Genomic DNA, 13,748 nt, shown 5'->3' on the forward strand with positions numbered 1-13,748 from the left:
ACGAGCGGCCGAATAAGGAAAAAGCCAGTGCAAAACGCTGGCTTTTTCATCTGCCAAATGCGGCCCAAATAGACGAAAGCGTGTTTGGAACGGGGCGTCCCGGCGGCCATCCCTATTTTTTGAACCCAAACGGCAGGTTGATCTTCAACTGCAGCTTTAATTCCTGGTTGGCCAGCGTAATCCCCTCCACCTGGATGTTGGAGGAGATCAGCTCCGGGTAAAAACCGAGGTCGTACGTTTTCTGCAACTCTTCAATCGTCGAGGCAGGCAGGGCGAATCCGTCATAGTACAGCTCGTTGATGTGAAATTTCAAGGCTTTCGTCGAAACCAGCTCGTACGTGCCGACCAGCCGCATGTGTACCTGGTCGTACGAGCCTTCCACAATCAATTGGTTGTTGTCAAAGGAAAACTGCGTATGTTTGAACAATTCGTCCTTGGAGACCAGGAAGCGGTTAAACTCATCCTGCCGGATCGTCAGCGTGTGCGTGAACAGCCCGTTGGATTGGATGCGATCCGGCGTCGCCAACTCGGAGATCTGGAACATTACATTGGACAGCTCGTTGAAAAACGTTTGAAAAGCGGGCAGTCCCCGTTCCCGCCAATCGGTGACGAGGTGGTCCATCAGTGCCTGAACGCTGGTCGGGTCGCTCAGCATCTGCACGTTTTTCTCCTTTTCCGCCTGGATTGCCAGCATGTCCGCCAACTGCTTCTCGTACTGCTGCCGCAAATTCTGCAGCAACGTCAGCCGGTTTTGCCGCTCCGCCTGCAACGACGTCATCGCGGCACGTTCCTTCTGGTATGCTTCCAGCTTCGTCAGATCCCGTTCGTAGAGGATTTGCAGAAAATCAAACAACAACAGAAAATCATTGAAATTTTTCGTATCAAACAGCAGCGTCAGCAGGTTGGCCCGCTCTCCCGTGTAGTACGCTTTGGCAACCTCTCCTGCGTGGCGGCGCATCGCGTCCATCACCAGTTTCTTACGCTGCAGATCCAGATCCAGCTGGGCGATCTCCCCGTGCAGCCGGTTTTCTTCCTGCCTGATCAGCGTCAGTGTGCGCTCCAGTTCTTTTTGGGTAAAGTGCTGCTGCAAGATCAGCTGTTCCAGGGGCAGCTGCTCTTGGGCCAGGGCTGTCGCGGTCAACGGCAGCGCCAGCAGCAGCAAGCAAAGCATGAGTGTACGCATGGCTTCACCTTTTGTTTTTGTGAGGTGGAGAAATACGTAAAAAACAATTTCTCTCCACATTCTATGACTTCTTTTCGTATTATAGCCTTATACGGTTAAATTTGGATAGCGGGAGAACAGAAATGACGATTACATCCATCATTCGGGACCAAATACGCAATCATCCGCGGCGGGCGATTCCGTTTGCGCGGTTCATGGAGCTGGCACTCTACCATCCGGAAGGCGGGTACTACATGTCGGAGCGCCCCAAGGTGGGCAGAGACGGTGATTTTTTTACCAGTGCGACGGTTCATCCCGTCTTTGCCGAGACGTTGGCTGACGTGGTGGCCGAGATGTGGCAGTCGGGTGGCTGGACCGCCCCGGCGCTGGTGGAGATCGGCGGAGGTACGGGCGCGCTTTCGGGCAGCATGCTTCGCCGGCTGCGCGAGACGGTGCCCGAGCTGTATCGGGACATGCGCCTCGTATTGATCGAGACAAGCCCGTATCATCGGCAGCTTCAGCAGGAGGTGCTGCGCGATGCAGAGGTGGAGACGCGTTGGTATTCCAGTCTTCGGGAGGCGGCAGCAGAAGGCGTCGAAGGGGTGATCCTCTCCAACGAATGGCTCGATGCCTTTCCCGTGCATGTGGTGGAGAAGACGGCTGACGGCTGGCGGGAGGTGTGGGTGACGGAGACAGACGGCGGTTTTGCCGAAGTGCTCGGCGAATTGACGTTTGCCCTGGAGGATAGTCTGCAAGAGATGGACGAGTCGCTGCCGCGGGGGATGCGGATCGAGGTCAATACGGCGATGGAGGAGACAGCCGCCGACCTGTCCCGCCTGCTGAGGCAGGGGTATGTCCTGACCGTGGATTACGGTGACGTGCAGGAGGAGCTGTACCATCCCGCCCGGAAGCGGGGGACGCTGATGTGCTACCACCGCCATCAGGCGCACGACAATCCCTATGTGCACGTGGGGGAACAGGACATTACGGCGCACGTCAATTTTTCTGCATGGATGCGCGCGGGCGAGCGGGCTGGGCTGAAGACGCTTGCCTACATGCGGCAGGACCGTTTTTTGATCAAATGCGGCCTGTTGGAAAAGGCGGTCGCCCATGCGGACACGGACCCGTTCACAAGTGAAGCGATGAAGCGGAACCGGGCGATTCAACAGCTGATCTACCCGGGCGGCCTGGGCGGCCTCTTTCGCGTGCTGGTCCAGGCAAAAGCGATGCCGGACGGAGTGCCGCTCAGCTTTTTGCGCTAGCTCTACAGGAAATAAAAAAAGATGCTCACCCAGAGCATCTTTTTTTACATGATCAAGTTCAGCATGGAGTGCTCTTGCGGACCCACCGGCATGACGAAGAACGTGTAATAGGTGAAGCCCACGAAAGAGACAAACATAAAACAGAAGAAAATGTTCAAGTACGCCCGTTCTGTCAGATTCATGTAGCTGAGAGATACGAAGAAGGCGGTCAGTCCGAAAAACAAGAGAGCCATCGGGTACAGGTGCCCCCAGAACGCCATCAGCGCGATCGCCAGCGTCCAGAAGCCGAGTACGCGATACATGCGATCCATCTGTTTCCCTCCTTTTTCCAGCAAGTCGGCAAGATTTACAAGATTCCTCCCCCATTATAAAGGACTGGAAGAGGCCTGTAAACGGGAAGGTATGACGGTTTTTTGACGCAGCCGTTCCCACGCATCCGAATCGCTCCCGACATACCATCCAGCCGGATGGGGGAGATTCGGGTTGTACCGCTGCCGACCGCGCCGTTGGGCGAAACGTCGACGTCAACGAGGGATACGCGCTACGGTATAGTTGCAGGACCTGCAACCTTTGATCATGGACTCGTCTTCTTGTAATTCAATGTGTCCAAAGTAAGTCTCAAATATCCCCGACAACAGAGCGTTGTGCATCTTGCAAATGGCGTCGGGGAAACGCTTGGCTGTCTCGGAAAACGTGCAGTTGTTCACTCGAAAGCGCAAACTTCCGTCCGAAAGGGGTTCGATCTCCGGTTTGAGTCCTTGCGCCACCAATAGCCGGTGGATGTGGGACAACTTTGCGTCCAACGTTGCGTTATTCATGTCGATCGGCACTTCCGCCAGCGCCCGTTTGGCCATTTCCGTTCCCATGCGGTGTCCCATTTTGACGAGGGCAACTTCCCCCATCTCTCCCAAGGACAGCAGACTTTCGATGGCGATGTCGGCCAACAGCCGGTAATCACGAGGAGGAAACTGCAGGCTGACTACCTGATCGGAAAGGGCGTACAGACGGCAGGGACGCCCCCCCTTGCCGCTTTTGTCGGAGAAAGAGGTAAGCAAATGGACGTCTTCCAGCTTGGTCAAATGCAGCCGCGCCACGTTTGGATGGATGGAAAACTGCTCGGCCACCTCTTGCACGGTCACAGGCTCTTTGCTGTTGGAGACAAACTGGTAAATGGAAAAACGGGTGGAATCAGCCAAGGCGCTTGTTAACTTTTGAGCGTCGCAATCCACGCTGGTCCCCCCTTTCTCAGTACAAATCACCATTAGTTTAGCCGATTTTCGCGCCGTTGTTAAGGTTGGAGTGTGCCAGGCATTCGTCGTATTTTATATATTTAATACTATTGACATAGTGTTAACACCGCATTTATAATCCAGAGTAGAAAAGGATTTTTTATTACCTAACTTTTGTATAGTTAAATAAGAAAATAGAGCAAGATGGAGGGGAACACGATGGCGGTCGCTGAACGTACTCGTCCACAAACATTGACGTTTTTCACCTATCCGAGCTGTACATCCTGTCGCAAGGCCAAGGCGTGGCTGGCGGAACACGGAGTAAAATACGAGGAGCGGCACCTGTTCAAAAATCCGCCGACGCCGGAAGAACTGATGGAGATCATCAAAAAGACCACCAACGGCTTGGACGAAATCCTGTCCACGCGCAGCCAGCGTTTCAAAAACCTGGAGGTGGACATCAATGAAATGACCGTCAGCCAGCTGTTGGAGATGCTGAGCGAAGAGCCGCAGCTCCTGAAGCGACCGATTCTGACCGACGGGGAAAACATCATCATCGGGTATAACCAATCGGCGATGCAAAAACTGCTGGCCTAAGCGAACGAGGAGGGAATATTCCGCCTCTCAGCGTGTAGACAAAGTCCGAGGCGCATGGGTGATCGGGCCTGCTCGCTCGCTTGACGACCAGCAAAGAAGTAGATAGCGTACGCTCCAAAACGCGACGCGGGCAGGGGGCAAACATCTGGGTGTTTCGAGGAAGTGAGACTTGTGCCCCCTGTTTTCCCCGCGTCTTTCGTTTTTCCGCTGAGCCGGTCGTCAAAGGAGCTCGCTTGGCCCATCACTCCATGCCATGTCCTTTATCTCCACCTTCGGTTGATCGGTGTTCAGGCCTTTCGGCCTGACAACGATGGAAAGATCGTTTCCTTGCGGAACCTCAATGAAAAAGTACAGTTTGTCTTCTGTCTGCGAGGAGGGGATATCCCTCCTCTTTTTTCGTTTGGCGGGCCCGTTTACAATGTAGGAAAGCGGTTCGTGAAGTCTGATTCGCGAAGTCTGATTAGAACAAGCGGGCTGCTTCGATGGCGTTGACCTGCCTGGACGGGCGTTCACCATGGGTACTGCTGTGCTCTGGAATATCAGCGAAAGGGTTGGAGAAGAATGGACACAATCTTGGTGGAAAAACGGGTGGGGGTGGCCTGCATCACGCTGAACAGGCCCCACGTCCGCAACGCGATCAGCCTGGAGATGGCGGAGGAACTGCGCCAGACGGTGAGCGCGTGCGAGGAGGACGACGCGGTCAAGGTGCTGGTATTTACCGGCATGGGCGACAGTTTCATCTCCGGCGGCGACCTGCGGCAGTTCATGCAGGCAAGGGGGAGGGAACAGGCGCAGCCGATTCTCGACCGCGTGGCCGGGCTGCTCCGCGCGATCGACAACTGCAGCAAACCGACCATCGCGATGATCAACGGACACGCCATCGGGGGCGGCTGCGAGTTTGCGATCTCCTGTCACTTTCGCTTCGCCGCCGAGACGGCCGTGCTCGGCTTTGTCCAGATTGGCCTCTCGATCACGACCGGATGGGGCGGAGGGTCGCGCTTGCTGGACAAGCTGCCGGAGTCCAAGGCGCTGGCGCTTTTGCTGACGGGTAAGCGGGTCAGTGCGCAAGAGGCGGAGCGCTATGGGCTGGTGGATGCGGTGTATCCCGCAGATCGCCTGCGTGAGGAGACGGAACGCTTTGCCGCCAAGATCGCCGCGCAGCCGCTTTCCGGTATCCGGGCGTACATGCAGCTGTTGCGCTGGAAGCGGGACGGGTTGAGCCTGGACGAGCGCATCCGCCGCGAGGTCAGCCAGTGCGCCGAGTTGTGGGGCAGCGACGATCACGTTTCCGCGGTGCAGCGGGTTCTGCGAAAAAACTAGCGGTTTGACCAAGCAAATCCCTCCCGTTTAAACCCTTTTGTGTCTGGACATACTTTTTCTAGTAGAAAGCGATTCTACCAGAGTAGGGAAAAGCATAGGATGAATTACATCATCATCCTATCAAGGTAACGGGAGGGACATTTTTTATGGCAGCTTCCAGACAAGATGCATGGACGGAAGACGACGATCTGGTGCTGGCGGAAGTCACCTTACGCCATATTCGCGAGGGCGGGACACAACTCGCCGCATTTGAAGAAGTGGGACAGCGGCTGGGCCGAACTGCCGCCGCCTGCGGGTTTCGTTGGAACAGCTGCGTGCGCAAGCGGTATGACGCGGCGATTCAGATCGCCAAGAGCCAACGCCAGCAGTTGAAAAAAATGGGGCGGTTGAACGCGCGAAACAACGCGCTTGACTCGGCCAACACTGCCAAGTCGGGAGGTCAGCTCCTGCTGGGAGAGGGCGCAGCTGCGGCAGACGACGAGCAGCACATCGAGGCCGTCATAAGGCTGTTGACCAACCAGAAGGAGATCGTGCGCCGCTTGAAGCAGCTGGAACAAGAATTGGAAGGAAAGAATGCGGAGATAAAAGAGTTGAAAGAGGCCAACGAACGGATGAAACAAGAGCTGGAGCAGGTGCGCGGGGTCAATGAGGACTACAAGGCACTCGTGCAGATTATGGACCGCGCCCGCAAACTCGCTTTCTTGCAGGAAGAGGAGGCGCCCAAGGCGATTTTCAGGATGGATGAAAACGGCAACCTGGAGCGCGTGGAAAAGTGAGCGTGCAAACGTGCCAACAAAAAAGAAGCGGACAAAACCGCTTCTTTTTTTGACGCGTGGACGGTGCAAAAGCCCTCAGTCCTGCAGGCCGACACCTTCGGGCAGCCAGACGTACGGGTTCTCGCCGCGGTCGCGAATCGGGTTGTACTTGACCGGAGTGAAGCCCATCTTCAGCCAGAATTGGTCAGCGCGACAGCGGGAGTTGGTCTTGATGGGGGCACCAAAGCTCTTGGCGTGGTTGACCAGAGCCGTGCCGTAATCCTTGCCGCGGTAATCGGGCAGCACTTCCAGTTTCCACAATTCGTAATAATCTTGAGCCGGTTTGAAGTAGCGGTCGTACTTGCCGTCGATTTTGTACAGGCTCATCCGTGCCACCAGCAGGCCGTTGTCGTAGATTCCGTAAAAAGGAGATTCCGAATCGTTTTCCACGATGTTCGCCTCCAGGTCTTCCTTCATGGAAAGCTCCTCCAGGCCAAATTCGCGGAATTTTTGAAACTCCTCCAGAGTCTTGTAATTGATCCGTAAACGTTTTACTTCATACATCGCTTGCCACTCCTCTCACGCGCATTGCCTAACCTTCATGGGCTACCTACATTATACACCAAAAACCTCCTTCCCGAGCGATTTTCTCGTGTTGATTTCTTGGGTATCCCAGAAATTGGATAGGCTATCATGGAAGAAATTTAAATTTCAACTAGAACTATGGACGGTCTCATGGCAAAATAGAGAGTAGCAAAACAATTTCGAACAATCGCACCGCATGCAATGAAAGCGTTTTCGAGCAGCGGACGATTGATCGCCGAAAGGAGCGTTGCCATGCGCAAAGTACTGATTGCCAATCGCGGGGAAATCGCGCGGCGGATCATCCGCACCTGCAAAGCCCAGGGAGTGGCGACAGTGGCCGTATATTCGGAGGCGGATCGCAACCTGCCGTTTGTCAGGGAAGCGGACGAGGCCGTCCACATCGGACCTCCCCCTGTGCCGCACAGCTATCTCAACGTGGAGGCGATCATCGCGGCCGCCAAAGAGACCGGAGCGGATGCCGTCCATCCGGGCTACGGCCTGTTGTCGGAAAACGCCGCGTTTGCACGGCGCTGCCGCGACGAAGGACTGGTCTTCATCGGGCCGTCGCCGGAGGTGATTGCGCAGATGGGGGATAAATTGACGGCCCGCCGCGTGATGCGGGAAGCAGGTGTACCCGTGGTGCCCGGCTGCGAGGAACCAGTGAACACGCCGGATGAAGCGGCCAGGGTGGCGGCCGAGATTGGCTATCCAGTCATGCTCAAGGCCAGCGCGGGCGGCGGCGGCATCGGCATGCAGATATGCCGCGACGAAGCGGAGCTGCGCCAGGCGTTCCAGTCGGCCAGGGGCAGGGCCAAGGCGTATTTTGGTAGCGACGCCATGTACGTGGAAGCGTATGTGGACAGCCCTCGCCACATCGAGGTGCAGATCGCGGGAGACGCGCATGGCACCGTCATTCACCTGCTGGAGCGGGAGTGCTCCATCCAGCGCCGCCACCAGAAGGTGCTGGAAGAAAGCCCGTCCCCGTTCCTCGACGAGCTTGCGAGACAGCGGCTTTGCGAAGCTGCGGTGACGGCTGCCAGGGCGGTCGGGTATACCGGCGTCGGCACGGTGGAGTTTATCATGGACGGGAACAAGAATTTCTATTTCCTGGAAATGAATACCCGGCTGCAGGTAGAGCATCCTGTCACTGAAGAGATGACCGGTCTCGACCTGGTCGCGCTGCAGTTGGAGATCGCCCGCGGCAACGCTCTGCCCGTCGCGCAGGGGGATGTCAAGGCGCTGCGCCATGCGATCGAGCTGCGGGTGTACGCCGAGGATCCCGTCACCTTTTTGCCGTCTCCCGGAACGATTACGTACTACCGGCCGCCGCAAATGGACGGGGTACGGGTGGACGACGGCGTGGAGACCGGCACGCAGGTAACGCCGTTCTACGACCCGATGATTGCCAAGGTGATCGCCTCCGGCACAACCCGCGAAGAAGCGATACAGCGGGCACGGGAAGCGATGCGGCAGTTTGAGGTTACCGGGATCAAGACCAACATTCCGTTTTTGCTGGAGGTCTTGGGCGACGAGGCATTCCGGCGAGGCGTGTACACCACGCGCTTTGTAGAAGAGCGAAAAGAAAAAACAACGTAAGGAGAGCATGATGATGAAAAACGTGACAGCATCCATGGCAGGAACCGTTATCAACGTGCTGGTGCAGGCAGGCGACCAGGTGAACCAAGGTCAGGACGTGGTCGTGCTGGAGTCGATGAAGATGGAAGTGCCGATCCAGGCGGAAGCGGACGGCAAAGTGGTTGAAGTAAAAGTAAATGTCGGGGACTTCGTCAATGACGGAGATGTCATCCTCGTACTGGAGTAGTTTTTAGAATGATTCCAAACTGAGCGCCCGCTAGGAAAGGCAGGTGGCCTGCATGCAGGTGCAGATTGTAGAAGTAGGGCCGCGTGACGGCCTGCAAAACGAATCTCAAATGGTGCCGACCGAGGCGAAAATCCGGCTGATCGGCCTGCTGGCCGAGGCGGGACTGCGCCGGATCGAAGCCGGCTCATTCGTCCATCCGCGCTGGATTCCCCAATTGGCCGACACGGCGGACGTCTTTCGCCAACTGCCGCGCAACCCGGACGTGACGTACAGCGCGCTCGTGCCCAATCTGCGCGGGCTGGAGCGAGCCAGGGAGTGCGGGGTGACGGAGGTGGCGGTATTCATGTCCGCCTCGGAGACGCACAACCGCAAAAACATCAACAAAAGCATCAGCGAAACCTTCCCCGTCCTCAGGGAAGTAGTCCAAGAGGCGCTGACGCTGGGCATGCGCGTGCGGGGATACGTCTCCACCGTGTTCGGCTGCCCGTATGAAGGGGCCGTCCCGCTGGATAACAGCCGGCGGGTGACGGACGAACTGCTCAAAATGGGCGTCTACGAAGTCTCCATCGGCGACACCATCGGGGTGGCCACGCCCCGTCAGGTGCAGGAGACGTTTTCAGTGCTTGTGAACGATGTTACGAGCGAGCGCTTGGCCGGTCATTTTCACGATACCCGTGGAACGGGCCTGGCCAACGTGGCGGCTGCCCTGGCCGAAGGAATCCGCACATTTGACAGCTCGATCGGCGGTTTGGGGGGATGCCCGTACGCGCCGGGGGCGAGCGGTAACATTTCCAGCGAAGATTTGGTTTACATGCTGCACGGCATGGGCTATGAGACTGGCGTGGATCTGCAGAAGCTGATCGAGGCGGGCAGTTACATTCAGCGGCAGTTGGGGCGCCCTCTGCCGTCCAAGGTGCTTGCGGCCAGTCTGGCGCAGGCGGAAACCTGCGCAAAGAATGAGGCGGAAGGGGATACGGCATGAGCGTACTGCTGCGAAAAGAGGGGGCCGTCGGCGTGCTGACGCTGAATCGGCCCGAGGTGTACAACTGTCTGAACCTGGAGACGCTGTTCACGCTGCGTCGGCTGATTGCCGAGATCGACGCGGACAGGGAAATTCGCGCCGTCGTAGTGACCGGTGTGGGGGAGAAGGCGTTCTGCTCCGGCGCCGACTTAAAGGAGCGGCGGACGATGACGGAGCTTCAAGTGCAGCTCTACATCCGCACCATCCGGGATACGTTCAGTGAGCTGGAGCGTCTGCCCAAGCCGGTCATCGCCGCGATCAACGGCGTTGCGCTGGGCGGCGGAACGGAGCTGGCCCTGGCCTGCGATCTCAGGGTGATGAGCGAGACGGCCCAGATGGGGCTGACGGAGACGTCGCTTGGCATCATTCCCGGAGCGGGCGGGACGCAGCGGCTGCCGCGCTTGATCGGCAAGGGGAAGGCCAAGGAGCTGATTTTTACCGCCCGCCGCGTCAACGCCGAGGAGGCGCTGGCGATCGGGCTGGTCAACCGCACGGTTCCGCGCGATCAGGTGATGACGTCCGCGCTTCAGCTGGCTGAGGAGATTGCCGCCAACGCGCCGCTTGCGCTGGCCCAGGCGAAGTTCGCCATTGATTACGGGATGGAGGCCGATCTGGCGACGGGGTTGGCGATCGAGAGCAGCGCCTACCAGGTGCTAATCCCCACCCGCGACCGGCTGGAAGGGCTGGAAGCGTTCAGGGAAAAGCGAAAACCGGTATATCGCGGAGAATGACGGGAGGAACGGCAGATGAGCAAGCAGTTGGAACAGACGCTGAAAGAACGGATTGTCAAGGTGAAGCAGGGAGGAGAGGAAAAGTACCACGCCAAGCTGAAGGAGCAGAACAAGCTGTTCGTCCGCGACAGATTGAAGCTGTTGTTTGACGATGAGTTCATGGTGGAAGACGGCTTGTTTGCCAATTTCACCGCGGGTGACCTGCCGGCAGACGGGGTCGTGACCGCCATCGGCAAAGTGAATGGGCGGACCGTCTGCGTGATGGCCAACGACGCGACGGTCAAGGCCGGTTCGTGGGGAGCGCGGACGGTGGAAAAGATCATCCGCATCCAGGAGACGGCGGAGAAAATGCGCGTGCCGCTGATCTACCTGGTTGATTCCGCCGGCGCACGCATCACCGATCAACTGGAGATGTTCCCCGGCAGGCGGGGAGCGGGCCGGATCTTTTACAACCAGGTGAAGCTCTCCGGCAAAATTCCGCAGGTGTGCGTCCTGTTTGGCCCTTCCGCCGCTGGAGGAGCGTACATTCCGGCGTTTTGCGACGTGGTCATCATGGTGGACAAAAACGCCAGCATGTACCTCGGGTCTCCCCGCATGGCGGAAATGGTAATCGGCGAAAAGGTGACGCTGGAGGAACTGGGCGGCGCGCGCATGCACTGCTCGGTGAGCGGCTGCGGCGACATTCTGGCGGCCAATGAAGAGGAAGCGATTCAGGCAGCCCGTCGCTACCTCAGCTATTTGCCGGACGACTACACGAAAGAGCTCCCTGTGGAAGCGGCCCGGCCACCCAAACCGGATGCGCGGGACATCAACGAGATCGTGCCGGAAAACCAGAACACGCCCTTTAACATGTACGACTTGATTGATGCACTGGTGGACGAGGGTTCGTTCTTTGAGATCAAGAAGCTGTTCGCCCAGGAACTGATCACCGGTTTTGCCCGGCTGGAAGGAAAACCGGTCGGCATTGTTGCCAACCAGCCTCGGGTGAAAGGGGGCGTGCTGTTCGTCGATTCGGCCGACAAGGCGGCCCGCTTCATTACCTTGTGCGACGCGTTTCGCATCCCGCTGCTGTTTCTCGCTGATGTCCCGGGCTTCATGATTGGCACCGCCGTAGAGCGGGCCGGCATCATCCGGCACGGCGCGAAAATGATCGCGGCCATGGCGGAGGCGACTGTGCCGAAAATCTCCGTGATCGTGCGCAAGGCGTACGGCGCCGGCCTGTACGCGATGGCCAGCTCGGCGTTTGAACCCGACGCCTGCCTGGCACTGCCCGGCGCGCAGATCGCCGTGATGGGGCCGGAAGCGGCGGTTAACGCCGTCTACAGCAACAAGATTCAGGCGATTGAAGACCCGCAGGAGCGGCAAGCGTTTATTATGGAAAAACGACGTGAGTACCAGCAGGATATCGACATCTACCTGCTCGCCTCCAACCTGATCGTGGATGCGATCGTGCCGCCGAGCGAACTGCGCGGCGAGCTGATCCGCCGTTTCGAGATTTACAAGAGCAAGCAGCAAATCTTCTCGGAGCGCAAGCACCCGGTATACCCGGTGTAGATGTGCCAGACAGACTGTCTTCGGCGAGGAGGCAGTCTGTTTTTTTTGTGAAAAACAGGCTGTGGCGCTGCTTGGCAGCCAACGGGAGGTATGCCTTTACAAATAAGAAGGTTTAACCTGAAGCGATGGCGTTGCGTTTTGTTCATTCAGATTGACCGCTGCTGCCGGCACGTGTGCTGACGGACCGCTCGGGCGGAAAATGTTTCGATAATTTCGACCTTTTGCGCACATTTCATTGAACATTGATCGCAAACCTGCTATTCTTGAAATAAGTATTGATTAATGTAGGTGAACAAATGCAGTCGGAAGCGATAACGTTCCACCCGGTGGTAATCGGCGGCGGTTCCGTAGGATTGCTGTACGCGGCCCGTTTTTTGCTGAACGGCCAGTCGGTCGAGTTGGTTACCCGCACCCGTGAGCAGGCCGCGCTGATCGGCGACCGGGGGCTGTCCCTGTTCACGCTGGACGGCCGACGGGAAACAGTCGCGGTCAACGCTTCTCCGATAGACGACGGATTGCCGGAGGGCGATCTCTACCTGTTGGCCGTGAAGCAGACTGCCATCGCCGAGCTGCTGCCGCTGCTGCGCCAACTCCCCCGCTCGGCGCGGGTGCTGGCCCTGCAAAACGGCATGGGTCATCACGAACAATTGGCGGAAGGGCTGGAGCCTGGGCAGCATTTTTACGCGATCAATACAGAGGGGGCGCGCCGCCTGTCGCCGTTCGAGGTGGAACACACCGGCACCGGCCTGCTGCGCGTCGGACCCTGGACGGCTGAGCCTGTGCGCGATCCGCTGATTGCCGCGTTTGTCGCCTGGGCCAACCGCTGCGGCATCCGCGCCGAATACGTGGACGCCGTCGAGCCTTACGCCTGGCGCAAACTGCTGGCCAACGCGCTGATTAATCCCTTGACCGCGTTGTTCGAGATTCCCAACGGCATGCTGCTCGATTCACCGCACACGCTCAGGCTGATGCGGGAATTGTTTGACGAAGCGGCCGCCGTGGCCAAACGCTGCGGTCAAAAAATTGATGAAGCAGATTGGCAGGAAATTGTATCCATTTGCCGAAATACTTCCCGGAATCTTTCCTCCATGCTGCAGGATATCAGACGGCACCACCGGACGGAAGTGGACGCGATCAACGGGTACCTCGTGGACAAGGGAAAACGGACCGGCACGCCCGTTCCGCTGCACGAAACGCTGTTGCGCGCCGTACATCTCAAATCAGGCATGGAAACCGCGAAAGGAGAGGCGGCACATGACCGTTTTGGGTAATCTCTGGTCGTTTGTTTGGGCAGTGCTGACCCATGTGTGGGCTCTGTTGACCGTTTTTCCATTTCTCGGGTTTCCGCTGGCGTATCTGATCGTGCACGCGTGGAAACGGGACCGGCGGCTGGCCGGCCGCTGGGCGGTTAATATCACGAATTTTTTGTTCATTCGCGCTGTCGTGGCCGCCTATGGCGTGATCTGGCCGGATGCGCTTTCCGCTTGGTGGTGGGTGATCGTGTTTTTCCTCGTGACTGTAGGCTTGCTGAGTTGGCTGCAGGTGAAGTGGAAGAGAAAACTCTCCCTGCGGAAGGCCGGTTTTTCCGCGTGGCGGTTGTCGTTTCCCCTGTTTGGACTGGTTTACGTGGTGCTCTTTGCGATGGGGATCGTCAAGACGATGAGCGTCGTCTGAATCCACCGGCGGTATCAATACATATCCTGAAAAGAA

Annotated in this window: 15 protein-coding genes; 11 read left to right on the plus strand and 4 right to left on the minus strand. The window is 57.7% G+C overall.

Annotated elements, in window-relative coordinates; translation table 11 throughout:
* Window positions 1–112: 112 nt before the first annotated feature.
* Window positions 113–1,183 carry a coiled-coil domain-containing protein gene (locus tag KDN35_RS00390; RefSeq protein ID WP_171564403.1) on the minus strand — a complete coding sequence of 357 codons (1,071 nt, stop codon included), beginning with the start codon at window positions 1,181–1,183 and terminating at the stop codon, window positions 113–115.
* 122 nt (window positions 1,184–1,305) lie between these two features.
* Here KDN35_RS00390 and KDN35_RS00395 point away from each other — a divergent pair, with 122 nt between their 5' ends.
* Window positions 1,306–2,424 (plus strand): class I SAM-dependent methyltransferase, encoded by a 1,119-nt coding sequence (locus KDN35_RS00395; RefSeq protein WP_212131828.1) that lies wholly within the window; start codon window positions 1,306–1,308, stop codon window positions 2,422–2,424.
* Window positions 2,425–2,468: 44 nt separating this feature from the next.
* Here the strand turns inward: KDN35_RS00395 and KDN35_RS00400 are convergent, their stop codons facing one another.
* Complete coding sequence (locus tag KDN35_RS00400; protein ID WP_171564401.1) at window positions 2,469–2,735, minus strand: DUF2626 domain-containing protein; 267 nt, start codon at window positions 2,733–2,735, stop codon at window positions 2,469–2,471.
* A gap of 213 nt (window positions 2,736–2,948) precedes the next feature.
* Window positions 2,949–3,653: a helix-turn-helix transcriptional regulator gene (locus tag KDN35_RS00405; protein WP_171564400.1), complete on the minus strand. Its 705-nt coding sequence runs from the start codon at window positions 3,651–3,653 to the stop codon at window positions 2,949–2,951.
* Between the two features lie 219 nt (window positions 3,654–3,872).
* Between KDN35_RS00405 and KDN35_RS00410 the strand changes: the two genes are divergently transcribed.
* The 3 genes from KDN35_RS00410 to KDN35_RS00420 all read left to right on the plus strand — a co-directional run bounded on the left by KDN35_RS00410 (window position 3,873) and on the right by KDN35_RS00420 (window position 6,346).
* Window positions 3,873–4,250, plus strand: coding sequence for a Spx/MgsR family RNA polymerase-binding regulatory protein (locus KDN35_RS00410; RefSeq protein ID WP_171564399.1), 378 nt, complete (start codon window positions 3,873–3,875; stop codon window positions 4,248–4,250).
* A 561-nt stretch (window positions 4,251–4,811) separates the two neighbouring features.
* Window positions 4,812–5,570 carry an enoyl-CoA hydratase/isomerase family protein gene (locus KDN35_RS00415; RefSeq protein WP_212131829.1) on the plus strand — a complete coding sequence of 253 codons (759 nt, stop codon included), beginning with the start codon at window positions 4,812–4,814 and terminating at the stop codon, window positions 5,568–5,570.
* Between the two features lie 146 nt (window positions 5,571–5,716).
* The gene (locus KDN35_RS00420) at window positions 5,717–6,346 is read left to right on the plus strand and encodes an RsfA family transcriptional regulator (protein WP_171564398.1); all 630 of its coding nucleotides are present in this window, start codon (window positions 5,717–5,719) and stop codon (window positions 6,344–6,346) included.
* A 75-nt stretch (window positions 6,347–6,421) separates the two neighbouring features.
* Here KDN35_RS00420 and KDN35_RS00425 read toward each other — a convergent pair whose 3' ends face one another.
* Complete coding sequence (locus KDN35_RS00425) at window positions 6,422–6,889, minus strand: N-acetyltransferase (protein WP_171564397.1); 468 nt, start codon at window positions 6,887–6,889, stop codon at window positions 6,422–6,424.
* A gap of 273 nt (window positions 6,890–7,162) precedes the next feature.
* On the opposite strand from KDN35_RS00425, the gene KDN35_RS00430 reads away from it, so the two are divergent.
* The 7 genes from KDN35_RS00430 to KDN35_RS00460 all read left to right on the plus strand — a co-directional run bounded on the left by KDN35_RS00430 (window position 7,163) and on the right by KDN35_RS00460 (window position 13,712).
* Complete coding sequence (locus KDN35_RS00430) at window positions 7,163–8,506, plus strand: acetyl-CoA carboxylase biotin carboxylase subunit (RefSeq protein WP_171564396.1); 1,344 nt, start codon at window positions 7,163–7,165, stop codon at window positions 8,504–8,506.
* Between the two features lie 13 nt (window positions 8,507–8,519).
* Entirely contained in the window at window positions 8,520–8,732 is a 213-nt protein-coding gene (locus KDN35_RS00435) for an acetyl-CoA carboxylase biotin carboxyl carrier protein subunit (protein ID WP_171564395.1), read from the plus strand.
* Window positions 8,733–8,784: 52 nt separating this feature from the next.
* A complete protein-coding gene (locus KDN35_RS00440) occupies window positions 8,785–9,714 on the plus strand; it encodes a hydroxymethylglutaryl-CoA lyase (protein WP_171564394.1) in 930 nt (309 codons plus the stop codon).
* The gene (locus tag KDN35_RS00445; protein ID WP_212131830.1) at window positions 9,711–10,484 is read left to right on the plus strand and encodes an enoyl-CoA hydratase; all 774 of its coding nucleotides are present in this window, start codon (window positions 9,711–9,713) and stop codon (window positions 10,482–10,484) included. The genes KDN35_RS00440 and KDN35_RS00445 overlap by 4 nt, the downstream gene beginning before the upstream one ends.
* Window positions 10,485–10,499: 15 nt before the next feature.
* Entirely contained in the window at window positions 10,500–12,038 is a 1,539-nt protein-coding gene (locus tag KDN35_RS00450; RefSeq protein WP_212131831.1) for an acyl-CoA carboxylase subunit beta, read from the plus strand.
* Between the two features lie 296 nt (window positions 12,039–12,334).
* On the plus strand, window positions 12,335–13,309 hold the full coding sequence (locus tag KDN35_RS00455) for a ketopantoate reductase family protein (RefSeq protein ID WP_171564391.1): 975 nt from the start codon (window positions 12,335–12,337) through the stop codon (window positions 13,307–13,309).
* Complete coding sequence (locus KDN35_RS00460) at window positions 13,293–13,712, plus strand: DUF3397 domain-containing protein (RefSeq protein ID WP_171564390.1); 420 nt, start codon at window positions 13,293–13,295, stop codon at window positions 13,710–13,712. Before KDN35_RS00455 ends, KDN35_RS00460 begins: the two co-directional genes overlap by 17 nt.
* The last annotated feature ends 36 nt before the right edge of the window (window positions 13,713–13,748 follow it).

The organism is Brevibacillus sp. NL20B1 (genome assembly GCF_018195675.1).
Taxonomy (GTDB): Bacteria; Bacillota; Bacilli; order Brevibacillales; family Brevibacillaceae; genus Brevibacillus; species Brevibacillus aydinogluensis.

Bases quoted from the DNA above. Each gene is read 5' to 3' on its own strand.
- KDN35_RS00390 (WP_171564403.1), bottom strand. From the start codon at position 1,183: ATGCGTACACTCATGCTTTGCTTGCTGCTGCTGGCGCTGCCGTTGACC.
- KDN35_RS00395 (WP_212131828.1), top strand. From the start codon at position 1,306: ATGACGATTACATCCATCATTCGGGACCAAATACGCAATCATCCGCGG.
- KDN35_RS00400 (WP_171564401.1), bottom strand. From the start codon at position 2,735: ATGGATCGCATGTATCGCGTACTCGGCTTCTGGACGCTGGCGATCGCG.
- KDN35_RS00410 (WP_171564399.1), top strand. From the start codon at position 3,873: ATGGCGGTCGCTGAACGTACTCGTCCACAAACATTGACGTTTTTCACC.
- KDN35_RS00415 (WP_212131829.1), top strand. From the start codon at position 4,812: ATGGACACAATCTTGGTGGAAAAACGGGTGGGGGTGGCCTGCATCACG.
- KDN35_RS00420 (WP_171564398.1), top strand. From the start codon at position 5,717: ATGGCAGCTTCCAGACAAGATGCATGGACGGAAGACGACGATCTGGTG.
- KDN35_RS00425 (WP_171564397.1), bottom strand. From the start codon at position 6,889: ATGTATGAAGTAAAACGTTTACGGATCAATTACAAGACTCTGGAGGAG.
- KDN35_RS00430 (WP_171564396.1), top strand. From the start codon at position 7,163: ATGCGCAAAGTACTGATTGCCAATCGCGGGGAAATCGCGCGGCGGATC.
- KDN35_RS00435 (WP_171564395.1), top strand. From the start codon at position 8,520: ATGAAAAACGTGACAGCATCCATGGCAGGAACCGTTATCAACGTGCTG.
- KDN35_RS00440 (WP_171564394.1), top strand. From the start codon at position 8,785: ATGCAGGTGCAGATTGTAGAAGTAGGGCCGCGTGACGGCCTGCAAAAC.
- KDN35_RS00445 (WP_212131830.1), top strand. From the start codon at position 9,711: ATGAGCGTACTGCTGCGAAAAGAGGGGGCCGTCGGCGTGCTGACGCTG.
- KDN35_RS00450 (WP_212131831.1), top strand. From the start codon at position 10,500: ATGAGCAAGCAGTTGGAACAGACGCTGAAAGAACGGATTGTCAAGGTG.
- KDN35_RS00455 (WP_171564391.1), top strand. From the start codon at position 12,335: ATGCAGTCGGAAGCGATAACGTTCCACCCGGTGGTAATCGGCGGCGGT.
- KDN35_RS00460 (WP_171564390.1), top strand. From the start codon at position 13,293: ATGACCGTTTTGGGTAATCTCTGGTCGTTTGTTTGGGCAGTGCTGACC.